Below are 21,511 nucleotides of genomic sequence, written 5' to 3'. Positions count from 1 at the left end.
TCGTCCGGCACAGGAGACCGCCATGCCAGCATCGCCCGTCGTCGCCGCCCCGGCGCCCGCCCTGATCCCGGCCCCCGCCCCGGCGCCGGCCCCCACCCCCGAGGCCGAGGAGCCCCGCTACATCGTCTCGCTCGCCCGGGACCAGGAGGACGTGCGCGCCGCCCAGCGGCTGCGCCACCAGGTGTTCGCCGGAGAGATGGGCGCCCGCCTCGACGGCCCGGAGCCGGGGCTCGACACCGACGCCTTCGACGCGTACTGCGACCACCTCCTCGTCCGCGAGGCGGTGACCGGCGACGTCGTCGGCACCTACCGGCTGCTGCCCCCCGAGCGCGCCCGCATCGCCGGCCGCCTCTACTCGGAGGGCGAGTTCGACCTCGCCCGGCTGGAGCCCATCCGGGACGACCTCGTCGAGGTCGGCCGCTCCTGCGTGCACCCCCTGCACCGCAACGGCGCCGTCATCGCCCTGATCTGGGCCGGCCTCGCCCGCTACATGACCCGCACCGGGCACAACTGGCTGGCCGGCTGCTGCTCCCTCCCGCTCGCCGACGGCGGCACGCTCGCCGCCGCGACCTGGGACACCGTGCGCGCCAAGAACCTCGCCCCGGAGGAGTACTGGGTCACCCCGCACAAGCTCTGGAACGCGGACGGCGTCGCCCGCCCCGCGGGACGCGTCGAACTCCCGCCCCTGCTGCGCGGCTATCTGCGGCTCGGCGCGTGGGTCTGCGGCGCCCCCGCGCACGACCCCGACTTCAACGTCGCCGACCTGTACGTCCTGCTGTCGCTGCGCCGTACCAACCCCCGCTACCTGCGCCACTTCCTCTCCCTCGCCCCGGTGCGATGAGCGTCTGGCTGCCCACGGCGCCGTGCACGCCCGAGGCGTGCGCCACCCACACGGGACGGACGGCCGCAGCACCGCTCGCCGTTCTCCGCCTGCTCGCCGGCGTGTCGGCAGTCCTCGCCGGAGTGGTGCTCTCCCCGTTCGCGGCGCTGCTCGGCCTGCTGTTCGGCGCGCGGGTACGGCACGCGCTGACCCGGTACTGGGCGCGCGCGGTGCTGCGGGCCTTCGGCGTACGCCTGCGCGTCACCGGCGTCCCGCACGGCGAACGCGCCTCGCTCGTCGTCGCCAACCACATATCCTGGCTGGACATCCCGGTGATCGCCGCCGTGATGCCGGGCCGGATGCTGGCCAAGACCGAGGTGCGCCGCTGGCCGGTCCTCGGCCCGCTGGCGGCTCGCGGCGGCACGCTGTTCCTCGAACGCGACCGGCTGCGTGCCCTGCCCGCCACCGTCGCCGCGATGGCCGACGCCCTCCGCGGCGGCGCCCGGGTGATCGTCTTCCCCGAGGGCTCCACCTGGTGCGGCCGGGGCCAGGGCCGGTTCCGGCCGGCCGCGTTCCAGGCCGCCCTGGACGCGGGCGCCGCCGTCCAGCCCGTGCACATCGGCTACGGGCCCACCGGCGCGGCCGCGTTCGTGGGCGACGACCCGCTCCCGGCGTCCCTGTGGCGGGTCGTGACGGCCGGTGCTCTGACCGCGGAGATACGGCTGCTGCCGCCGATCCTCCCCGGCAGTCGCACCGACCGCCGTTCACTCGCCCTGTCGGCTCAGCTCGCCGTCGACAGGCTCAGCGCGAAGCGGCCCGCCTCGTCGGTCCACCAGTGCGTCAACTCCATACCCGCGGCCGCCAGTTCGCTGCGCACACCGGCCTGACGGAACTTCGCCGACACCTCGGTGCGCAACTCCTCGCCCGCCTCGAACGGCACCACCAGATCCAGCGCACGGATCTTCACGCTGAGCGCGGAACGGGCCCGCAGCCGCATCTCGATCCACTCGTTCTCGCGGTCCCAGACCGCCACGTGGTCGAAATCGGCCGGGTCCACGTCCGCGCCCAGCTCCCGGGCGATGACGGCGAGCACGTTCTTGTTGAACTGCGCCGTCACCCCGGCCGTGTCGTCGTACGCGCGCACCAGCACCTCCTCGTCCTTCACCAGGTCGGTGCCCAGCAGCAGCGAGTCGCCCGGCGACAGCAGATCGCGCACCGACTTCAGGAACACCGCGCGCTCGGCCGGCAGCAGATTGCCGATCGTGCCGCCGAGGAACGCGACCAGCCTCGGCCCCGGCGTGCCGGGCAGCGCCAGGCCACGGGTGAAGTCGGAGATCAGCGCGTGCACATCGAGCTCGGGCCGCTGGGCGAGCAACGCCTTCGCGGCTCCCATCAGGGCGCTCTCGCTCACGTCCACGGGCACGTAGGTGTGCAGATCCGTCAGCGCGTCCAGGAGGAAACGCGTCTTCTCCGACGACCCCGACCCCAGCTCGACGAGCGTGCGGGCCCCGGTCGCCGCCGCGATCTCCCCGGCGCGCGCGGCCAGGATCTCCCGCTCGGCACGGGTGGGGTAGTACTCGGGCAGCCGCGTGATCTCCTCGAACAGCTCGCTGCCGCGGGCGTCGTAGAACCACTTGGGCGGCAGCACCTTCGGCGTGCGGGTCAGGCCGTGCAGCACGTCGGCACGCAGATCGGCGTCCGTCGCGTCCTCGGGCAGCGTGCGGGTCAGCAGGAACGGGCTCACTGGGTCGGCTCCTTGAGCTCGGTCAGCAGGAGATCGGCGCGCGTCGCGGTCAGCAGGGTCCGGTCCGGCACCTCCTGCCAGCGGGGATCGTCGTCGTACGGCTCCGAGGCGACGACCAGGCGGCCGCCGGAACCGGTGAGGTACCACAGGGTGTCGCCCCACGCGGTCGCGGCGATCGCGCGGCCGTCGGTGAGGAGGAGATTCAGCCGGGAGTCGCCGGCCGCAGCAGCCGCGTCGCGCACGGTGTCGGCGAGGGCCTGACCGAGGCTGTCGCCCGCCCGCAGCCGGTGCAGCACCAGTGCCCAGATCAGGGCCGAGTCGTTGCGCGCCTCCAGTGACAGCAGCTCCGTCGCCGGCAGTGACGCGGCCAGACCCGCCAGGGAACCCGGCCAGCCCTTCACCGCGCCGTTGTGGCTGAACAGCCAGCGGCCAAAGGCGAACGGCGCGGCCGCCGCCTCGTTGTCCGCCCCGGGTTCGGTGGCATCGCGCACGGCCGCGAGCAGCGCCTCGCTGCGCACGACCCGGGCGAGATCGGTGAAGGACAGGTCGGCCCAGATCGGCCCGGCGCGACGGTAACGGGCGGGCAGCGGATCGCCCTCCGCGTACCAGCCGACACCGAAACCGTCCGCGTTCACCGTTCCGTAGCGCTGCAGGCGGGGAGCCCACGACTGGCGCAACAGGGCGTGCTCCGGGGCGGTGAGCAGTGCGCCCAGCGGCTCCGGCGGCCCGAGGTAGGCGAGGTGCCGGCACATCAGGCGGCACCCCCCGTGCGCACCTCGGCGTCCCGCGCGGTACGGAAACCGGAGAAGATCTGCCGGCGCACCGGCAGGTCCCAGTTGCGGAAGGTGCCCCGGCATGCCACCGGGTCCACGGCGAACGAGCCGCCCCGCAGCACCTTGTGCGCGCTGCCGAAGAACACCTCGGAGTACTCGCGGTACGGGAACGGGGCGAAACCGGGATACGGCAGGAAGTCGCTCGCCGTCCACTCCCACACGTCACCGATCAGCTGACGCACGCCGAGCGGCGAGGCGCCCCCGGGGTAGCCGCCGGCCCGGGCGGGCCGCAGATGACGCTGCCCCAGATTGGCGTGCACCGGCTCCGGGTCGGCATCGCCCCACGGGTAGCGCCGGGAGCGTCCCGACCCCGGATCGTGCCGGGCCGCCTTCTCCCACTCCTCCTCGGTCGGCAGCCTGCGGCCGGCCCAGCGGGCGTACGCGTCGGCCTCGTACCAGCTCACGTGCAGCACCGGCTCGTCCGCCGGCACCTCCTCGGTGACACCGAAGCGCCGCCGCAGCCACACCCCGCCCTCGCGCCGCCAGAACAGCGGTGCCGCGATGTCATGGGCCCGGATCTGGTCCCAGCCCTCCTCGGCCCACCAGCGCCGTTCCGTGTAGCCGCCGTCGTCGATGAACGCCTGGTACGCGCCGCACGTCACCGGCACCGTGTCGATCCAGAAGGCGGGCACGTCCCGCCGGTGCGCGGGCCGCTCGTTGTCCAGCGCCCACGGTTCCGTCGAGGTTCCCATGGTGAAAGGTCCGCCGGGCACCAGGACCTCGGCCGCAAGAGGCTCCACGGGGTGGGCGGGCGGCTCCGGCGCGGTGAGCGCCGCGGGACCCTTGCGGAGCTGATGGGTGATCAGCATCGTCTCGTCGTGCTGCTGTTCGTGCTGCGCGATCATGCCGAAAGCGAAGGCGGCGTCGACCAGCGGAGCCCCCTCCAGCGGGGTGCGCTCCAGGATCTCCAGCACCCGGCCGCGTACGTCGGCGGCGTACACCCGCGCCTCGGCCGGAGCCAGCAGCGGCAGCGACGGGCGGGACGCCCGGGGGTGCTCGAAGGCGTCGTACAGGGAGTCGATGTCCGGTCGCAGCGCCTCACGGCCGCCGACAGCGCGGACCAGCCACTGCTCCTCCTGGTTGCCGATGTGCGCCAGGTCCCACACCAGTGGGGACATCAACGGCGAGTGCTGGGCCGTCAGTTCGCTGTCGTCGACGCACGAGGTGAGGACGGCGGTACGGGAACGGGCACGGGTCAGCGCGTCGAGTGCGTCGCGCCGCAGTTCGTCGGTCATGAGACAGGCTCCCAGGGCACGGAGGAATCGAGCTGGTCGTCGGCGGGGCACCGGCCCGGCAGGACGTGGCGCTCGTGGAATGCGGCGACGCTTCCGCGCACGGCCTCGGACGCGTCCATGCGGTCCAGGGCCTCCAGCGCGGCGGCGAAGCAGGTGAGGGCCGCGGCGTGCAGCTCGGGGTCGGCGAGCCCGTGCCGGGCGGCGGCCACCCACAGCGGGTTGCGCGGTGCCGGCAGCGAACCGGCGTACTCCGCCAGCGGTTTGACCGCCCGGTACACCGTCTCCGCGGCCTCCGGATCGTCGAACAGCGCGGTGGTGACGGCGAGCGGCACCATCCAGCCGTCCTCGCCCGGCTGGGCGTCGATCATGCGCAGCTCGAGGTGCCCGCGCGGCCGGACCGGCGGGAAGAGGGTGGTCAGGTGGTAGTCGAGGTCCTCTGCCGTCGGCGGCCGCGGCGCTCGTGAGCGCAGCCACTGCCGGAACGTGAGCCCTTCCGGGGAGTCCCAGTCGCCCTCCTCCCGGCGCAGGCACATCACCGGCGCGTCCAGGACGTGCGCGGCCCAGGCGGAGCGCGGTTCCCGCAGCGGGTCCGGGGCCATCGGGCGCACGGGGTCGAGGGCGTCCCACACGGCCTGCCGGGCCGAACGCCAACCGGTGCGGCGTCCGGCGCGAACGGAGGAGTTGGCGAAGGCGGCCACGAGAACCGCGCCCAGCAGATGGGCCAGCAGCCAGCGTCTGGCGTGTCCGAGCGGGCCGGGTTCCTCCTCGCCCGCGTCCAGGCAGACCTGCACGGAAGCGGAACTGCACATCATCGTGCGCCCGGCCGGACCGGAACGGTCCAGATGCCGTTCCATCGCGTCGTAGCGCGGATCGTGGAGGAGGCGGCGGGGCGGGTGCCAGGGATCGAGACCGTATCCGGTCGTGGCCAGACCCGCGGTGCGCAGCACGGCCCGTACGGCGCGCAGGTCGGCGGCGGTGGAGTCGATGCACTCCGTCAGGCTCGCGGCGGGGCGGGAGCTGAGCTCCAACTGGCCGCCCGGCTCGAAGGTCAGAGCCGAGTCCAGCGTCAGGGCACGTACCTCGTCGAACGCCGCCGCGAGGCGTCCGGACGGTACGGGTGTGCGGGGTCGGTCGAGATCATGGACCAGCCACTCGACCTCCACGCCCACGGTGCGGGGCGGGCCGGTCTTGAAGCAGATACATCGGAGCAGGTCCTCGGCTTCGTCCTCCGATATCGGATGCCCGAAGTCGCCGGTATCCGGTGGATGCATGAATCCACTCCTCCCGTCGCAGGCCCTCGGCAGGGCCTGAAGCTTCAACCTAAGGCCACCGCCGCCGGTTCGCACAAGAGTGCCCTTGAGGAGCGGAAATACGGTTGCCGGTGTCCTCACTGGTCACGGAGCATGCCGCCATGAGCGCACGACTGCGGGGGATCGCGAAACAGAACGAGGAGATCGTCGCGACGGGGGGATACCGCCTGCCGGACGGCCGTGAGATACGCCTGGGGGAGGCCGTCGCCGCCGCCGTCGAGGGAACGCGGCTGTACGGCCCCGAGCCCGTCGAGGTCACGCCCGACACCGGTCGCGTGACCGTCGTCGAGGTCACCGGCGAGAGCAGCACCCAGGCGGCCCGGCGGCTGACCGCCGCGGCGCCCGGACCCTCCTCAAGCCCTCGGCCCGGGGGATCCCCCTGTCCCGCTTCCGTCGCCGTGCTCAACTTCGCCTCCGCGCGCAATCCCGGAGGCGGCTACGTGAACGGCGCACAGGCGCAGGAAGAGGCCCTGTGCCGCGCCTCCGCGCTGTACACGACGCTGCTGCGCGCTCCCGCGTACTACGAGCACCATCGCGCGGACCGCAGCCCGTTCTACTCGGACCGCGTCATCCACTCCCCAGGCGTCCCCGTCTTCCGTGACGACCGGGGACAGTTCCTCGAAGCCCCGTACCCGGTCGGATTCCTCACCTCGCCCGCCCCGAACGCCGGAGTGATCACCCGCCGTACGCCGGAGGAGGCGCACCGCATCCCCGCCGCTCTCGCCGCCCGTGCGGAACGCGTCCTGGAGGTCGCCGCCGTCAACAGCTACCGCCGCCTCGTGCTCGGCGCCTGGGGCTGCGGGGTCTTCCGCAACGACCCCGCCGAGGTCGCCGGTGCGTTCCGTGCGCTGCTGGGCCCCGGCGGCCGGTTCGCGGGCCACTTCGACGAGGTCGTGTTCGCCGTCCTGGACCGCACGGCGGGCGAGAGAACCCTCGGGGCGTTCCGCCGCGTCCTCGGCGGCGAGTCCGCGTAGCGCCGCCTCCGGCGTGCCGGCGTGAGATCCGGCCCTCCGGCGCCGACGGGCCGCGGGCGCCCGGCGCGTGGTGACGACATGCGAGCGAGGCGGGGGGTGTCTAGCGTCGCCTGCATGAGTACTCAACCGCAGCGCTTCGGGATCCTGATCCTGCCCGAGCACGTCGAGGGCGACGACCCGGTCACCGCGGCCGACAGCGCGATCCGCTCGGCCGTCGTCGACGCCACCGGCGAGCTGGGCGCCTCCGGCTACCCGCGCTACGTCGGCGACGGGGTCGAGGCCGACATCGACCCGCTGACCCGCACGGTGGAGGCGCTGCTGGTCGACGGGGCCGAGCTCGGCTACGGGCTCACCGTACGGGTGGTGGACGCCGCGGACGCCTGAGCGGCTGCCGGCTCCCCGGTGCTGGTGGTGCAGGCGGTGCAGCGGGCGCCGGCGAAGGCGGACCGGCCGTTCGCCCGCGCGGACCCTGACGCGCACGAGACGCGGGCCGACGGCGGGAACGCCCGCGGGGCCCTGCCACGCACGAGACGCGGACGGCCGGGGTGCCGCGAGGGACGAGCCCTCGCGGCACCCCGGCCGTAACCGTGTGTGCCGGGCGCCGCTCCCGCCGGCCGGACCGCGCCGGGTCAGCCGGCTTCCGGTGCGCCGCCGTTCTTCTGCGCCTCCTCGATCGACTTGCGCACCTCGTCCATGTCCAGCGCGCGAGCCTGCCCGATCACGTCCTCCAGCGTGGCCTCCGGCAGCGCACCGGGCTGAGCGAACACGGCCACGTTGTCGCGGACGATCATCAGCGTCGGGATGGAACGGATCTCGAAGGCCGCGGCCAGCTCCTGCTGCGCCTCCGTGTCGACCTTGGCGAAGACCAGATCGGGGTGCCGCTCCGAGGCGCCCTCGAAGACAGGGGCGAACTGACGGCAGGGTCCGCACCAGGAAGCCCAGAAGTCGATCAGGATGAAGTCGTTGTCGGTCACGACCTGATCGAAGTTTTCCTTGGTGAGCTCGAGTGTGCTCATCGCCTGTCTACCTCTTCCTGGTGTCCGGTGGACTCGCCCCGCACAACGGCGCCCGGGGCCGTGCTATTCCTGCCCCTGCCCATGTGGCCAGGACGCACACCCGGCAGCAGACTGACCCTATGACCCAAGCTGTGGAGTACGACGTCGTAGTGCTCGGTGCGGGCCCCGTGGGGGAGAACGTGGCGGACCGGACCAGAGCGGCGGGCCTGAGCACCGCGGTCGTGGAGAGTGAGCTGCTCGGGGGTGACTGCTCGTACTGGGCCTGTATCCCCAGCAAGGCGCTGCTGCGGCCGGTGATCGCCCGCGCGGACGCCCGACGGCTCCCGGGACTGAGCGACGCGGTCCAGGGCCCCCTCGACACCCGGGCCGTCCTGGCCCGCCGCGACGAGCAGGTCTCCCACTGGAAGGACGACGGCCAGGTCGGCTGGCTCGACTCGATCGGCGCCCGCGTCTACCGCGGTCGCGGCAGGCTGCACGGCCCCAGAAAGGTCGTCGTCGACGGACCCGAGGGCGAGCACCACGTGCTGACCGCCCGGCACGCCGTCGCCGTCTGCACGGGCAGCCGCGCCGTCGTGCCCGACCTGCCCGGCCTCAGGGGCGCGCACCCGTGGACGAGCCGGGAGGCCACCAGCGCGCGCAAGGCGCCCGGGCGGCTCGCGATCGTGGGCGGGGGAGTCGTCGGCGTCGAGATGGCCACCGCCTGGCAGGCCCTGGGCTCCCAGGTGGCGCTGTTCGCACGCGGTGACGGGCTGCTGCCCCGCATGGAGCCGTTCGTCGGCGAACACGTCGCGGCGGCGCTCAAGGAGGCGGGAGCGGACGTGCGGCTCGGCACCTCCGTCGCGGCCGTCGACCGCCCCGGCGGCCGCACCGGGCCCGTGACACTGGTCCTGGAGGACGGCAGCAGGGCGGAGGCGGACGAGATCCTGTTCGCCACCGGACGCGCCCCGCGCACCGACGGCATCGGACTGGACTCCGTCGGCCTGGAGGACGGCTCCTGGCTGACCGTCGACGACAGCTGCCTGGTCGACGGAACCGACTGGCTCTACGCGGTCGGGGACGTCAACCGCCGCGCCCTGCTGACCCATCAGGGCAAGTACCAGGCGCGGGTCGCCGGGGCGGCCATCGCGGCCAGGGCCCGGCACGTACCCGTGCTGGAGAACGACCGCTGGGGAGCGCACACCGCGTCCGCCGACCATTTCGCCGTGCCCCAGGTCGTCTTCAGCGACCCCGAGGCGGCGGCCGTCGGCCTCTCGCTCGCCGAGGCCGAGAAGGCGGGCCACCGTGTACGCGCCGTCGACTACGACCTCGGCTCGGTCTCGGGAGCGGCGCTGTACGCGGAGGGCTACCGCGGCCAGGCGCGCATGGTCGTCGACCTGGACCGCGAGGTGCTGCTCGGCGTCACCTTCGTCGGCCCGGGCGTCGGCGAGCTGCTGCACTCGGCGACCGTCGCCGTCGCGGGCGAGGTGCCGATCAACCGTCTGTGGCACGCCGTTCCGGCGTTCCCGACGATCAGCGAGATCTGGCTGCGGCTGCTGGAGACATATCGGGGCTGATGCCGCGTCACGACTGCCCGGTCCGGTGCGTCCGGACCGGGCACCGCCGTGTCCGGGCCCGGAAATCCTTGTCCGGCACCTTGACGGGCGGCTCCTCGCCCCCGAGTCTGAGAGCGCTCTCACGGAGATGGCCGACCCCCACCGACATCGACGCCGAGGAGGTGGAACATGCGTGTTCCACGGAAATCGCTCGCACTCGCGGCCGCCGCCCTGCTGTGCGCCGCGGGCTTCACCGCCGCCGGGCCGACGGCCCCGGCCGACGCCACGAGCCCGGCCGACGCCCGGGCCGGCGCCGCGGTTCCCGAGACCGTGTCGCTGACCATCACCAACAACTCGGGCCGCAGCGAACCGGTCCACGTCTACAACCTCGGCACCCAGCTGAGCAGTGGCCGTCAGGGCTGGGCCGACGCCTCCGGCACGTTCCACGCCTGGCCGGCCGGCGGCAACCCGCCCACTCCCGCACCCGACGCCTCGATCGCCGGTCCGGCCAACGGCCGTTCGCTCACCATCCGCGTCCCCAAGTTCTCCGGCCGGATCTACTTCTCGTTCGGGCAGAAGCTGGTCTTCAAACTCACCACCGGCGGCCTCGTTCAGCCCGCCGTGCAGAACCCGTCGGACCCCAACCGCAACATCCTCTTCAACTGGTCGGAGTACACGCTCAACGACGCCGGCCTCTGGCTCAACAGCACCCAGGTCGACATGTTCTCCGCCCCGTACGCGGTCGGCGTGAAGGCGGCAGACGGCACGGTGAGGAACACCGGCCGGCTGAAGCCCGGCGGCTACCGCGGGTTCTACAACGCGCTGCGCGGCCAGCCCGGCGGCTGGGCGAACCTCATCCAGACCCGCTCCGACGGAACCGTCCTGCGCGCCCTCGCCCCCGGCCACGGCATGGCGGCCGGCGCCCTGCCCGCGGGCGTCATGGACGACTACGTCAACCGCGTCTGGAACAAGTACGCCGGCTCGACGCTCACGGTCACCCCGTTCGCCGACCGTCCGGGCACCAAGTACTACGGACGCGTCTCGGGCGGCGTCATGAACTTCACCGACGCCTCCGGTGCCGTGGTCACCTCGTTCCAGAAGCCCGACGCGGACAGCGTCTTCGGCTGCTACAAGAAACTGGACGCGCCCAACGACCAGGTGCGCGGCCCCATTTCGCGCACCCTGTGCGCCGGATTCAACCGCTCCACACTGCTGGTCAACCCCAACCAGCCCGACAGCAGCAACGCGAACTTCTACCGGGACGCGGTCACCAACCACTACGCCCGCAAGATCCACGCGCAGATGGCGGACGGCAAGGCGTACGCCTTCGCCTTCGACGACGTCGGCGCCCACGAATCGCTGGTGCACGACGGCAACCCGCAGCACGCCTACATCACGTTGGACCCGTTCGACTGACGGCCGCCGGCGCCCCGCCGGCCGGCGCAGCGGCCGCCCCGGGGCCGTGGTCCCGGGGCGGCCGCAGGATCTTGATCACGTTCAGGGGCGTGAGCCGGCCCGGACGCCGCCGCGGACAGCGGGCCGGGCGCCGACGGGAGCCGACGCGTCAGACCGGCTGCTCACCCGCCATCGCCGCCGCCATCCGCAGGTGCGGCGCCGCCTCGTCCGGCCTGCCCTGCCGTTCCAGCGTGCGGCCGAGCATCAGCCGCGCGTAGTGCTCGACCGGGTCGCGCTCCAGGACGGCACGCAGCTCGGTCTCGGCCCTGCCCAGCTGCGCCGAGTGGTAGTAGGCACGGGCCAGCAGCAGCCGGGGCGCCACCTGCTCGGGCACCTCCTCGACCAGACCGCGCAGGATGCGGACCGCCGTCATGTACTCCTTGGCGTCGAAGAACAGCTGTGCCCGGTTCCACCGCTCCGCGGCCGTCCCGAACTCGTAGTAGCTCTCGCTCACGTGCTCTCCTTCCCCGGTCACGCGCTTGCCGACCCCGTCAACAGCACGGCCGGTCCTTCCATTCCACCTCAGGAAGTCGGGCCCATGACCGGACCGGGACACCGGACAGGAACTAGGTTGGGCCCATGAGCAATCTCGATCGTCAGGCCGCCCCGTCCGTGTGCGGCGGCCGGGGCTTCGTCGTTGCCGAGCCCGTCCGCGAGCTCCTGAGCCCCCGCCGAGTCCGGCTCGGCGAGTCCACCGAGGTCCGCCGGCTGCTGCCCAACCTCGGCCGCCGCATGGTGGGCGCCTGGGCCTTCGTCGACCACTACGGCCCCGACGACATCGCCGACGAACCCGGCATGCAGGTCCCGCCGCATCCGCACATGGGCCTGCAGACCGTCAGCTGGCTGCACGAGGGCGAGGTGCTGCACCGCGACAGCACGGGCTCGCTGGCGACCATCCGCCCGAGGGAACTGGGACTCATGACCTCGGGACGGGCGATCAGCCACTCGGAGGAGAGCCCCCAGCAACACGCCCGCTACCTGCACGGCGCCCAGCTGTGGGTGGCGCTGCCGGACGCGCACCGGACGGTCGAGCCGCACTTCCAGCACCACGCCGAGCTTCCGCAGGTCACCGCCCCGGGCCTGACCGCGACGGTCGTGCTCGGCACCCTCGACGGAGCGACGTCGCCGGGCACGACGTACACCCCGATCGTCGGCGCGGACCTCGCCCTGGCCGGCGGCGCGGAGGCGATGCTGCCCCTCGACCCGGACTTCGAGTACGCGGTGCTGTCCATGTCGGGCGAGGCCCACGTGGACGGGGTCCCGGTGCTCCCCGGCTCGATGCTCTACCTCGGCTGCGGCCGCTCCGAACTCCCGCTGCGCGCAGAGTCGGACGCCGGCCTGATGCTGCTCGGAGGGGAGCCGTTCGAGGAGGAGATCGTGATGTGGTGGAACTTCATCGGCCGGTCCCACGAGGAGATCGAGGCGGCCCGTACGGACTGGATGGAGAGCTCCCGTTTCGGCGAGGTCCACGGTTACGACGGGGGCCGCCTCCCGGCCCCGGCACTGCCGCCGGTGGCGCTTAAGCCACGGGGGCGTGTGCGGTGACCTGGGGTTGCCGGTAGCGGTCTCGTCGCCCGAGGTGCGAGAGCAGGCCCTCTTCGTCGGTCGTGAGGAGCGGGCCTGCGGCACGAAGCGTAGGGAAGGGAGCAGCCGACCATGGGCCCGCCTGCGATGGGAAACCGACGAGTTCGCCGAATCTCATAGGACTCTGCTTGGGAACCGGCGGCGATTCTTCGCTGTTGCGGAGAGTCTGGCGTGGGTTCGGCTCGGGTGTCTGGGCGAGGCTGGCGACCGCAAGCACTGCTTGGTTCAGGGAACGGGGCGCAGGCCGTCGAGGGTGACGACGACCAGGCGGGTCACAGCCGCCTGGGACGTCAGGGCGGCCGCTGCGGTTAGGGCGTGAAGGCAGTACTGGGCGAGCTCGGCCGGCGGAACATCCGAGCGTAGGTCACCGGCGCCGGCTGCTTCGGCGAGGAGGTGCTGGAGCATGTCGTGCAGGTGCCGCTCTGCGTGGGTGACGTGCTCGCCCTGGTGCAGGAGGGCGGCGAGTTCGCCGCCGTGCCGCTGCCTGGCGATGCCCGCGTACGCCTCCAGCACCGCCGTCAGGCGCTCCACGGCCGTGCCATCCTGGTCGCGGATGCCCGCGAGCTGCTGAAGGTGTCCGGCAACCTGGCGCTCATGCCAGGCCAGCAGGACCGCTTCGACGTCGGAGAAGTACTTGTAGAGCGTCGCGCGGCCGATGCCGGTCCGCTCGGCGATCTGAGACATGGTCACCGACCGCAGCCCGCCCTCGGATACCAGCATCGCGGTGGTGTCCAGGATCGCCTCACGCACGGCGGCGCGGTGCGCGTCGATCGTCTCGCTCCACAGCTTCGGCACTCACCCAGGATACGGGCGTCCATAGGAGATACACTCGGTTTCAAGTAGAGACATACTGTCTCGTAAAAAATCCCGCAGCCGGATCCGTGGAGGGCGTCATGGCAGGCTCACCGAACCGTCCCGACGACGAGGGAGCGCCGCGCTGGGTGAAGGTCTCTGCGGCGATCGCTATCGTCCTGGTCGCGGTGTTCCTCATCGTGCACCTGGCGGGCGGCGGCATGACTGGGCATACGCCTTGACCCTGTTCCCGCCGCGGCTGCGCAAGTTGACGCTCACGCTTCACGTCGCCTGCTCGGTCGGCTGGCTGGGCGCGGTCGCAGCCTTCCTCGCCCTCGCCGTCACCGGGCTGACCAGCAACGCGCCCCAGACCGTGCGGGGCGCCTACCTGGCCATGGACGTGATCGGCTGGTACGTGATCGTCCCGTTCAGCGCCGCCTCCCTGCTGACCGGCCTGGTGCAGTCCCTGGGCACGGTGTGGGGGCTGCTGCGGCACTACTGGGTCATCGCGAAACTTCTGATCACCGTGGTCGCGACCCTTCTGCTGCTGGTCCACATGCAGCCGGTCGGCCACCTCGCTGACGCGGCAGCCCAGGCTGCGCTTGCGGGCGGCGAGCTGGAGGGCATGCGCATCCAGCTGATCGCCGACGCCGCCGCCCTGCTGGTGCTCCTGATGGCGGCCGCCCTGTCGGTGTTCAAGCCGCGGGGGGTAACCCGCTACGGGCGTCGCCGCCAGCGCGAGCAGATCCCACAGCCACGCTGACCCCCGCCGCCAGGGGCCGGCGTGCGCAGGCAATGCGGGCGCCGAGAGGGCCGCATCAGGTCTGGCAGCGGATCGATCCAGTCACCGACTGGTCAGACACTCGGGCCGCGCTGCTTCAGACTGCCGGATTTCGCTCTGGCTGTCCGCTCACGATCGGAGGCATATCGGCTCAGTGCTGGTGGCCGTCATCGTGCCCGGGCCCCTTGCTGGAGTGGGTGGCGTTCGGAGAGGCGGTGGGCTGGGAGGGTGGAATGGCCCTTCGTCACTTCCCTTCTCGGGCACGACATCGCTGTGACTGTGTCCCCCTCCGGACTCGGCCATGGTGGGGGCGATGTGGTGAAGCCCCAGGAAGGTGAGGGCGGTCACGACCAATGCCCAGCGGTATCAGCACGGCACAGCGTTCTGGGAGATCTGCGAAGTGCTGCATACCGCCGCTGAGCAGGCCGAGGCCGAACGAGAGCATCGTTGACCGAGCACGCGCAGTATGTGTGAAGGGGCTGCCTCTCGGTCGCGAGGACGATGTCGTTGAGGACAGTCGCGAGCAGGAAGACCGGTACGCCGGACGCGGCGATCATCGAGTAGCGGGTGGGGGCCATGGAGTGGTGGACGACCGCACCGCTGATGAGGTCGGCTCCCACGTAGCCGAGGTAGCGCCACGGCAGGGAGGCGCCTTCCCGTCTGCTGTGGGAGCGGCGTTGCGATTTCGGCTTCCGGCGGGGACGGATGATGGGGCGAGCGTCAGCCGAGGGCCGAGAACAGTTCGTTGCATGCCTGCTCGCAGCTTCGGCAGGCTTCGGCGCAGATACGGCAGTGCTCGTGCATGTCCGCGTGCCGTTCGCATTCGTCGCCGCAGGCCTTGCAGGCCATGGCGCACGCACGAAGGATGGCCGCCGTGATGTTGGCGTCGTAGCCGGTGTGCCGCGAGAGGACCGCGGCCGTGGCGGTGCAGATGTCGGCGCAGTCCATGTCGGTACGGATGCACTTGGCCAGGTCCGCCACCATGCCCTCGGACAGGCAGGCGTCTGCACATGCCGTACACGCCTGCGCGCAGGCGATGCACTCCTCGATGCAGCGGGTGAGCTTGGCCTGGTCGATGTCGCCGAGGTCGGCCGGGTAGGTGGCGAGCATGTCCTTGACGGTGCTGGACATCGTGCCTCCCTCTCCGCAGGGCCGGCGGAACCGGGACGGCCGCCTGGAAGCCCCGGGTACATCTCCAGCTAACGCCCCTGACCACGAACGTGCCCGGCCGCACCGTGAAGGTGCGGCCGGGGGGGCGATGTCGAGCGGGCTGTGGTCAGTGGTAGGCGTGGACGACGGCGTGGCCCTTGCCGCGGCCGATCATCCACTTGTTCACGGGGGTCGTGATGAAGAAGGCGACGACGAAGCCGCCCAGCAGCGCCGACCAGAACAGCCCGTCGGACAGGTGCGCGTCCATCGCGCCCGGCGTGAGAGCGATGATCGCGTTGTCGACGAACTCCATCACCGCGATCGAGACGGTGTCCGCGGCGAGGGCGACCTTGATCGCGGACTTGAGGTCCAGGCCCGCCCGCAGGACCGCGAAGAGGGTGAAGGAATACCCGAAGAGGAACGCGAGCGCGATCGCCAGGACCATGGTGGGCACGTTGCCCCACAGCAGGGCGGTGCCGATGACCATGCCGAGGATCTCGCCGATCGCGCATCCGGTCAGGCAGTGCAGCGTCGCCTTCGCCGCTGTCCCCCAGGAAGCGCCCCCGTGCATGTGCGCATCGTGGCCGCCGACCGTCTGGTGCGCGGCGTGGTCGTGAGCGGTGCTGGTGTGGTGTGCGCTGTGGTCCATGACCGTCATCCCCAATCCCGTCCAGTGTGACCCGACTCCGCGGACCCACACCACCCAACTGTATACCCACTGGGGGTATACACAAGAGGCTTTTCGGGTCACCGCATCCGGGCCTCTGACGCGCCGCACACTCCCGGTTGTGTCACCGGAAGGAGTTCGCGGGGGCATGAGAGACCTACGGTCGGTACGGACGCGCGGGTGTCGCCCGAGGACAGACACCGGGAGTCGCCAGGCACCCGACCAGGCCATGTCCTTGGTCTAGGGCCGCACCCGCCGCGGCGAGCTGGGGAAGATCATCAGCGAGGAGAACCGGCTGGAGGAACGCCTCGCCGAGCTGCGCGCCCGCAAGAGCGCGCCGCGTCCCGAGCCCGCCGGCGGCAAGCGCAAGCGCCATGAGCGGGACTACGAGCCCAGCGTGGTCCACGCGTGGCCCGCGAGAACGGCTACGAGGTGCCGGCCCGGGTCAGTGGCTATGGGACGTATGGCCATCCTCTGCCGGCTTGGCGGGTGCCTCGGCCGGGTGGTCCTGCTCAGCGGGAGCCTGGTCCTGCTCTGCAGGGGTCTGGTCCGGCTCTGCGGGGGTCTGGGTCGTGGAGCCGTGGTCGTGGCCACCGGAGCTAATGGTGCCGGCGAGGGAGATCATGCCCAGCCACGTGAGGGCCGAGATGACGACGACGACGGCCGCGAACGGGCTGACGAGGTGCCGCCAGCGGCCCTTGGAGTCTTTGGCGACGAACGCGACGTACGACATGAGCAGGCCGATGGGAGTCATCCAGGCGCTGCGCTCGGGGAACTGCTCGAAATGCTGGATGCCGCCGCCGACCATGCCTACACCAAAGGACAGCAGCAGGGAGAACGCGACCAGCGAGAACGCCTGGCTCACCGCCGGACGCTCATCGGCCAGCACGAACTCGTTGACGATGGTGCCGAGGAGGAACACTACGGCGCCGACCGCGCAGATGATCGCGTACAGCGAGGGATCGATCGGGTAGTGGACGACGGCGCCGGCAATGAGGGCGGCGCCCATGAAGTAGAGCATCTGCCCGCTGTAGCGAGCCGGGAGTGACTTCTTGTCGAAGGTGGGGCGGCGATGTTTCGAGGCGTGAGTCTGGTGGCGCTCGGGCTCGAGAACGGTGGTCATGCGGGTAAGGCCTTTCAGATCTTGCTGTGGGTGAGAGCAGGCAGAAGCCGCGCCGGCACCAGTGGTGCGGCGTCACGCTGGTGCAGCTCTCAGCAGCGCAGGATCGAAAGTCGGTGCAGGCACGGTGGGTCGCCGGTGCGGCTGATCCAGCGGTGCGTGGGTGCCGTCCATCGGCGGAGCACATAGACGCGGTTGGAGCCCCCGCGGGCGAACGCGAGCAGGGCGGCGGCGATGCACAGCAGCGCCAGGCAGATCTCTCCGGCTCCGCCGTGGTCGCAGGGGGATTCGCCGTCCGGGCTGTCCGGTGTTTTGGCGGCGTCCCCCGGGGCGACGTCAGAGTGAGCGTGCTGAGTCTTGCCCCCTGCGTCGATGAGCGGCAACGCGGCGGCGTGCCCGCTGTGGGCTTGCAGCAGATGTGAGGTCACGGCGTGCATCGCGAATACGGCAAGCACCACCGCGAAGACCGTTGCCAGCAGCAACGCTCCCCTGTGGTGGCCGCGACGGACCTTGCCTGAGATCACGCTTGACGACCATAGGCGGGCTTGAAAGCGAAATTGCCAACAGGAGGCGTCCCCACCCCACGATGAGAGGAAGATCACATCATCCTTCTGTGTCGCTACGCACCGCCATGGGGAAGGCCCGCCGATGGGTATCGGCGGGCCCTCTCGCTTTCCTTCTGGTCAGTTGCCGGCGTGCTGAGGCTGTGCGGCCCCCTCCGTGGTGGCGGTTTCGGCCGGCGGGCTCTGCGGCTTGCCGCGCATGAGGGCCAGGGTGGCCAGGGCGCCCGCGGCGGCGATGCCGGCGGCGGCGAGGAAGGCTGCGCTGAACCCGTCGGTGAGGGCGGGCAGGTCACCGAGTGCGCCCGCGCCCTGGGAGGTGGCGAGCGCGGTCAGGGCGGCGAGGCCGAGGGCGGAGCCGACCTGGTAGGTGGTGTTGACGATTCCCGAGGCGAGGCCGGCCTGCTCCTGCGGGGCGGCGGACATGGCCGCCATCAGGGTCGGGATGTAGGCGAGCGCCATGCCCAGGGCTGCCACCAGCGAGGCGGGCAGGACGTCGATGACGAAGGATCCACTCGGGCGGGCCGCCGACAGCCACACCAGGCCCGCGGCCAGGACCAGCAGGCCTCCGGCGATGAGCGGCTTGGGGCCGAAGCGGCCGAGCAGGCGGGCGCTGGCGGTGGTCATGAAGACCATCAGCAGGCCGGTCATCGGCAGCAGCGCAGCGCCCGAGGCGAAGGCGCCGTAGCCCAGGACCTGCTGGAGGTAGAGGTTGAGGAAGTACCACATCGGGATCCAGGCCGCCCCCAGCAGTGCCATCGCCAGGTTGGAGACGCCGAGTCCCGGAGTGCGCCAGATGCCGAGCGGCATCAGGGGCGACTTCGCGGACCGCTGGATGAGGACGAACACGACCAGCAGGGCGGCGCCTGCGATCAGCTGAAGGACTGTCTGCGGTGCTCCCCAGCCGGTCTCGGGGGCGCGGACCACGGTGAAGACGGTGAGCGCGAGCCCGGCGGTGACGGCCGCCGCGCCCAGGACGTCCACACCGCCGCCGCGGCGGGCGGCGACGGCCGGCAGCAGGCCGGTGGCGAGCAGGGTGGCGAGGCCGATCGGGATGTAGATGATGAACACCCACGGCCAGCTGGCCCACTCGGTGAACACCCCGCCGAGGAAGACACCGGCGGTGCCGCCGGCCGGAGCGGCCGCGCCGTACACGGCCAGGGCCTTGCCCAGCTCCTTGGGGCTGTGGCCGAAGAGCATCATCAGCAGGGTCATCGAGGCGGGTGCGATCAGCGCGCCGCCCACCCCCTGCACGGCCCGGCCGGCGACCTCCACCCACGCGCTCTGCGCGGCCGCGGCGACGACGGAGCCGGCGATCAGGACGCTCCAGCCGGCCACGAACACCTTCCGGGCACCCAGCAGGTCCGACAGGCGGCCGCCCAGCAGGAGCAGTCCGCCGAAGGCGATGACGTAGGCGTTGAACACCCACTGCAGATCACCCTGGGAAAACCCCAGGTCGCGCTGCATCTCGGGCAGCGCCACGCCGATGATCGACGTGTCCATGATCACCATGAACTGTGCGGCGGCGAGCACCCCTAGGGCCCACCAGCGACGCGGATTGACGGCTTCCATGACCGCTCCCCAAAGACAGTAGTCTTGACCTTCATACCCCCTGGGGGTATGACTTCGATTGCCCGAACGTTATACCCCCGAGGGGTATTCCTCAATAGGGGTCGTCGTTTCGGCCTTGCCTCGCCACCCGCCAAGGGGGCCGCTTACGATGCGGACATGGACGGCCAGGTGGTGCGAGCGGTGAAGCCCTTCGGGCTGCGCTCCTACCTGCTCCTTGTCCTGGCCGTACTGGCGGGGCTGACGGCCATGCACGGCCTGGGGCCAGCACCCGCGCCCGCAGCCGCACACGCGGCGGCCGCGTCCCACCACGCGCCTGCCGCCGGCCACGATGAGGCGATCGCCGGCGATGCCGCGTGCCAGGACGGGTGCGTCCATGCCGGCGATCCGGCCGGCAGCAGAGGCGGCGGACACGCCGAGCACGCCGATGCGACCTGCGCCGCCACCGGCACAGTCGGCGCCCCCGCTCTGCCTGCCCCCGCGGTCCTGCCCGGCCACGCCGAAGTCGAGGCGGTCCTCGCGCACGGGGTCACCCCCGGCGCCGGCGCCTGCGGACGGGCACCACCGTCATTGAGCGAAGTGCAACTCCTGCGCATATAGAGCGGCCCCGGCCTGCCCGGCCCCGCAGGGCCGGCCAGCCTTCGGTCCCGCCCTACTTCCGCACGCCCGCTGACACGCGCGTGCCCCACAGCAGGAGTTGCATCATGACCAGCAAGCGTTCCCTGATCCGCCGCGCCACCGCCGTGGCCGCGGCCGCCACCGCCGCTCTCGTCCTCGCCGCCTGCGGCGGCAATGGCAATGACAGCGGCGCGGCCCACAACGGGCGCGACACCGCTTCGCCGTCCGCCTCCGCCCCCGCGCAGCAGGGCGACCACAACGCCGCCGACATCGCGTTCGCGCAGGGGATGATCCCCCATCACCGTCAGGCCATCGAGATGGCCGACCTCGCCGCGACGCGCGCCGAGTCGGCCGAGGTGAAGAAGCTGGCCGACGAGATCAAGAAGGCCCAGGACCCGGAGATCAAGACCCTCTCCGGCTGGCTGACGTCCTGGGGCGAGCAGGTCCCGGCCGAGGGCGCCGGCCACGGCGGGCACGACATGTCCGGGATGATGACGGCCGAGGAGATGAAGCAGCTGGAATCCTCCTCCGGCAAGGCGTTCGACACCGCCTTCCTGACGATGATGGTCAAGCACCACGAAGGCGCCGTGGCCATGGCCAAGACCGAGCAGGCCGACGGCACGTACCAGCCCGCCAAGGACATGGCCGGTCAGATCATCACCTCCCAGAGCGCCGAGATCGCCCGGATGAACACCCTCCTCGGCAAGAGCTGAGCTGCATCAGCACACCCAGGGGCGGGCAGCCGTGCCAGCTGCCCGCCCCCTGAGCCGACGAGCTTCCTCCCCCCTCGAGCGTTCTGGACCTCACACATGACCATCCGCTTCCGCATGTCCGCGTTCGCGTCCGCCGGGGTGGCCGGCGCCCTGCTGCTGACTGCCTGCTCGACCACCGACACCGCGCCCGCGCAGGCCAAGACCGGCGCGACCAAGGCCGGTGATGCCGACCCGGGAACCGGGCACCTGCACGGTCTCGGCGTGGACCCGGCCGACGGCACTCTCTACGCCGCCGGGCACCACGGCGTCTTCCGCCTCACCCCCGCCGGTGCCGTACGGATCGCCGACCGCTATCAGGACACGATGGGCTTCACCATCAGCGGCCCGCGTTCCTTCCTCGCCAGCGGCCACCCCTCACCCACCGACCCCGCCGCGACCTCACCTCATCTGGGCCTGATCCGCAGCACCGACGCCGGAGCGACCTGGACCACCGTCTCCGCCGCAGGTGAAGCCGACTTCCACTCCCTCCAGCAGGCCGGCCCGATGCTTTACGGCCTCGACAGCCAGACCTCGCAGGTCTGGGCCAGCAAGGACGTCGGCGCCACGTGGGAGCGGCGCGCGAAGATCCCAGCCGGCGACCTCGCCGCCCACGCCGGGACCCCGCACGAGGTGTGGGCGACCAGCCGCGACGGGCTGCTGCACAGCACCGACAGCGGCGCCACCTTCCGGCCGGTTCCCGGCACACCGGCCCTGGCCGCCGTGGAGCAGCCGGTCCCCGGCCAGCTGATCGCCCTCACCGCGGACGGCAAGGTCCTCACTGGTGGCGACGGGACCTCCTGGACCGAACGGGGCCGCCTCCCGGCCGGCGTGCAGGGCGCCGTACTGACTGCGGCCGGCCCCGACCACCTCCTGGCCGCCGACAGCAACAACGCCGTCCACGAGTCCAAGGACGGCGGCCGCACCTGGACCACCGTGCACCAGGGGGGCCACACGAACACCGGACACTGACCCGCCCGCGCTGACCGCCGCCCCGACACCC

The 21,511-nt window shown here is 71.9% G+C and carries 24 protein-coding genes; 12 read left to right on the top strand and 12 right to left on the bottom strand.

Annotated features, from left to right (window positions below; genetic code table 11):
- Positions 1 to 22: 22 nt before the first annotated feature.
- Positions 23 to 841, top strand: coding sequence for a GNAT family N-acetyltransferase (locus HW130_RS00270; RefSeq protein WP_177147274.1), 819 nt, complete (start codon positions 23 to 25; stop codon positions 839 to 841).
- Positions 838 to 1,707 (top strand): 1-acyl-sn-glycerol-3-phosphate acyltransferase, encoded by an 870-nt coding sequence (locus HW130_RS00265; protein ID WP_177147273.1) that lies wholly within the window; start codon positions 838 to 840, stop codon positions 1,705 to 1,707. Before HW130_RS00270 ends, HW130_RS00265 begins: the two co-directional genes overlap by 4 nt.
- On the opposite strand, the gene egtD is transcribed toward HW130_RS00265, so the two are convergent.
- Genes egtD through egtA form a run of 4 tightly spaced genes read right to left on the bottom strand, consistent with a single transcriptional unit; the run spans position 1,602 to position 5,903 of the window.
- Positions 1,602 to 2,564 carry an L-histidine N(alpha)-methyltransferase gene (gene egtD / locus HW130_RS00260; protein ID WP_177147272.1) on the bottom strand — a complete coding sequence of 321 codons (963 nt, stop codon included), beginning with the start codon at positions 2,562 to 2,564 and terminating at the stop codon, positions 1,602 to 1,604. The two genes, HW130_RS00265 and egtD, sit on opposite strands and share 106 nt — an antisense overlap.
- Positions 2,561 to 3,316, bottom strand: a complete 756-nt coding sequence (gene egtC, locus HW130_RS00255; RefSeq protein ID WP_177147271.1) for an ergothioneine biosynthesis protein EgtC — start codon at positions 3,314 to 3,316, stop codon at positions 2,561 to 2,563. The genes egtD and egtC overlap by 4 nt, the downstream gene beginning before the upstream one ends.
- The gene (egtB, locus tag HW130_RS00250; RefSeq protein ID WP_177147270.1) at positions 3,316 to 4,632 is read right to left on the bottom strand and encodes an ergothioneine biosynthesis protein EgtB; all 1,317 of its coding nucleotides are present in this window, start codon (positions 4,630 to 4,632) and stop codon (positions 3,316 to 3,318) included. The genes egtC and egtB overlap by 1 nt, the downstream gene beginning before the upstream one ends.
- The gene (egtA, locus tag HW130_RS00245; RefSeq protein WP_177147269.1) at positions 4,629 to 5,903 is read right to left on the bottom strand and encodes an ergothioneine biosynthesis glutamate--cysteine ligase EgtA; all 1,275 of its coding nucleotides are present in this window, start codon (positions 5,901 to 5,903) and stop codon (positions 4,629 to 4,631) included. The genes egtB and egtA overlap by 4 nt, the downstream gene beginning before the upstream one ends.
- Before the next feature lie 140 nt (positions 5,904 to 6,043).
- Between egtA and HW130_RS00240 the strand changes: the two genes are divergently transcribed.
- Positions 6,044 to 6,916 (top strand): TIGR02452 family protein, encoded by an 873-nt coding sequence (locus HW130_RS00240; protein ID WP_177147268.1) that lies wholly within the window; start codon positions 6,044 to 6,046, stop codon positions 6,914 to 6,916.
- A gap of 114 nt (positions 6,917 to 7,030) precedes the next feature.
- The gene (locus HW130_RS00235) at positions 7,031 to 7,300 is read left to right on the top strand and encodes a hypothetical protein (protein WP_177147267.1); all 270 of its coding nucleotides are present in this window, start codon (positions 7,031 to 7,033) and stop codon (positions 7,298 to 7,300) included.
- 245 nt (positions 7,301 to 7,545) lie between these two features.
- Here the strand turns inward: HW130_RS00235 and trxA are convergent, their stop codons facing one another.
- Positions 7,546 to 7,932 carry a thioredoxin gene (trxA, locus tag HW130_RS00230; RefSeq protein ID WP_177147266.1) on the bottom strand — a complete coding sequence of 129 codons (387 nt, stop codon included), beginning with the start codon at positions 7,930 to 7,932 and terminating at the stop codon, positions 7,546 to 7,548.
- Between the two features lie 119 nt (positions 7,933 to 8,051).
- On the opposite strand from trxA, the gene HW130_RS00225 reads away from it, so the two are divergent.
- Together HW130_RS00225 and HW130_RS00220 are read left to right on the top strand one after the other, a co-directional pair.
- Positions 8,052 to 9,485, top strand: coding sequence for an NAD(P)/FAD-dependent oxidoreductase (locus HW130_RS00225; RefSeq protein ID WP_177147265.1), 1,434 nt, complete (start codon positions 8,052 to 8,054; stop codon positions 9,483 to 9,485).
- Positions 9,486 to 9,653: 168 nt separating this feature from the next.
- Positions 9,654 to 10,880, top strand: a complete 1,227-nt coding sequence (locus tag HW130_RS00220; RefSeq protein ID WP_177147264.1) for a glycoside hydrolase family 64 protein — start codon at positions 9,654 to 9,656, stop codon at positions 10,878 to 10,880.
- 148 nt (positions 10,881 to 11,028) lie between these two features.
- On the opposite strand, the gene HW130_RS00215 is transcribed toward HW130_RS00220, so the two are convergent.
- The gene (locus tag HW130_RS00215; protein WP_177147263.1) at positions 11,029 to 11,373 is read right to left on the bottom strand and encodes a tetratricopeptide repeat protein; all 345 of its coding nucleotides are present in this window, start codon (positions 11,371 to 11,373) and stop codon (positions 11,029 to 11,031) included.
- Between the two features lie 125 nt (positions 11,374 to 11,498).
- Between HW130_RS00215 and HW130_RS00210 the strand changes: the two genes are divergently transcribed.
- Positions 11,499 to 12,464, top strand: coding sequence for a pirin family protein (locus tag HW130_RS00210; protein WP_177147262.1), 966 nt, complete (start codon positions 11,499 to 11,501; stop codon positions 12,462 to 12,464).
- A gap of 264 nt (positions 12,465 to 12,728) precedes the next feature.
- Here the strand turns inward: HW130_RS00210 and HW130_RS00205 are convergent, their stop codons facing one another.
- On the bottom strand, positions 12,729 to 13,298 hold the full coding sequence (locus HW130_RS00205) for a TetR/AcrR family transcriptional regulator (protein ID WP_177147261.1): 570 nt from the start codon (positions 13,296 to 13,298) through the stop codon (positions 12,729 to 12,731).
- A 98-nt stretch (positions 13,299 to 13,396) separates the two neighbouring features.
- Between HW130_RS00205 and HW130_RS00200 the strand changes: the two genes are divergently transcribed.
- Together HW130_RS00200 and HW130_RS00195 are read left to right on the top strand one after the other, a co-directional pair.
- Positions 13,397 to 13,537, top strand: coding sequence for a hypothetical protein (locus HW130_RS00200; RefSeq protein WP_177147260.1), 141 nt, complete (start codon positions 13,397 to 13,399; stop codon positions 13,535 to 13,537).
- Positions 13,534 to 14,058 (top strand): hypothetical protein, encoded by a 525-nt coding sequence (locus HW130_RS00195; RefSeq protein ID WP_256355712.1) that lies wholly within the window; start codon positions 13,534 to 13,536, stop codon positions 14,056 to 14,058. Before HW130_RS00200 ends, HW130_RS00195 begins: the two co-directional genes overlap by 4 nt.
- A 738-nt stretch (positions 14,059 to 14,796) precedes the next feature.
- Here HW130_RS00195 and HW130_RS00190 read toward each other — a convergent pair.
- The 5 genes from HW130_RS00190 to HW130_RS00170 form a co-directional block, all read right to left on the bottom strand.
- Complete coding sequence (locus HW130_RS00190) at positions 14,797 to 15,207, bottom strand: four-helix bundle copper-binding protein (protein ID WP_177147259.1); 411 nt, start codon at positions 15,205 to 15,207, stop codon at positions 14,797 to 14,799.
- A 145-nt stretch (positions 15,208 to 15,352) separates the two neighbouring features.
- Entirely contained in the window at positions 15,353 to 15,874 is a 522-nt protein-coding gene (locus HW130_RS00185; protein ID WP_177147258.1) for a DUF4396 domain-containing protein, read from the bottom strand.
- Positions 15,875 to 16,337: 463 nt separating this feature from the next.
- Entirely contained in the window at positions 16,338 to 17,015 is a 678-nt protein-coding gene (locus tag HW130_RS00180; RefSeq protein WP_177147257.1) for a DUF3784 domain-containing protein, read from the bottom strand.
- Between the two features lie 89 nt (positions 17,016 to 17,104).
- Entirely contained in the window at positions 17,105 to 17,536 is a 432-nt protein-coding gene (locus HW130_RS00175; protein WP_177147256.1) for a DUF6153 family protein, read from the bottom strand.
- Positions 17,537 to 17,695: 159 nt separating this feature from the next.
- Positions 17,696 to 19,144, bottom strand: coding sequence for an MFS transporter (locus HW130_RS00170; RefSeq protein WP_177147255.1), 1,449 nt, complete (start codon positions 19,142 to 19,144; stop codon positions 17,696 to 17,698).
- Positions 19,145 to 19,300: 156 nt separating this feature from the next.
- Between HW130_RS00170 and HW130_RS00165 the strand changes: the two genes are divergently transcribed.
- The 3 genes from HW130_RS00165 (at position 19,301) to HW130_RS00155 (ending at position 21,480) form a co-directional block, all read left to right on the top strand.
- Complete coding sequence (locus HW130_RS00165) at positions 19,301 to 19,741, top strand: DUF6153 family protein (protein WP_177147254.1); 441 nt, start codon at positions 19,301 to 19,303, stop codon at positions 19,739 to 19,741.
- A 104-nt stretch (positions 19,742 to 19,845) separates the two neighbouring features.
- Positions 19,846 to 20,472, top strand: a complete 627-nt coding sequence (locus tag HW130_RS00160) for a DUF305 domain-containing protein (RefSeq protein WP_177147253.1) — start codon at positions 19,846 to 19,848, stop codon at positions 20,470 to 20,472.
- Positions 20,473 to 20,568: 96 nt separating this feature from the next.
- Positions 20,569 to 21,480: a F510_1955 family glycosylhydrolase gene (locus tag HW130_RS00155; RefSeq protein ID WP_177147252.1), complete on the top strand. Its 912-nt coding sequence runs from the start codon at positions 20,569 to 20,571 to the stop codon at positions 21,478 to 21,480.
- Positions 21,481 to 21,511: the final 31 nt, after the last annotated feature.

Source organism: Streptomyces sp. PKU-EA00015 (assembly GCF_013387495.1).
In the GTDB taxonomy this organism is placed as follows: Bacteria; Actinomycetota; Actinomycetes; order Streptomycetales; family Streptomycetaceae; genus Streptomyces.
The sequence above is the reverse complement of the archived record's forward strand: the minus strand, read 5'-3'. Positions and strand labels throughout refer to the sequence as shown.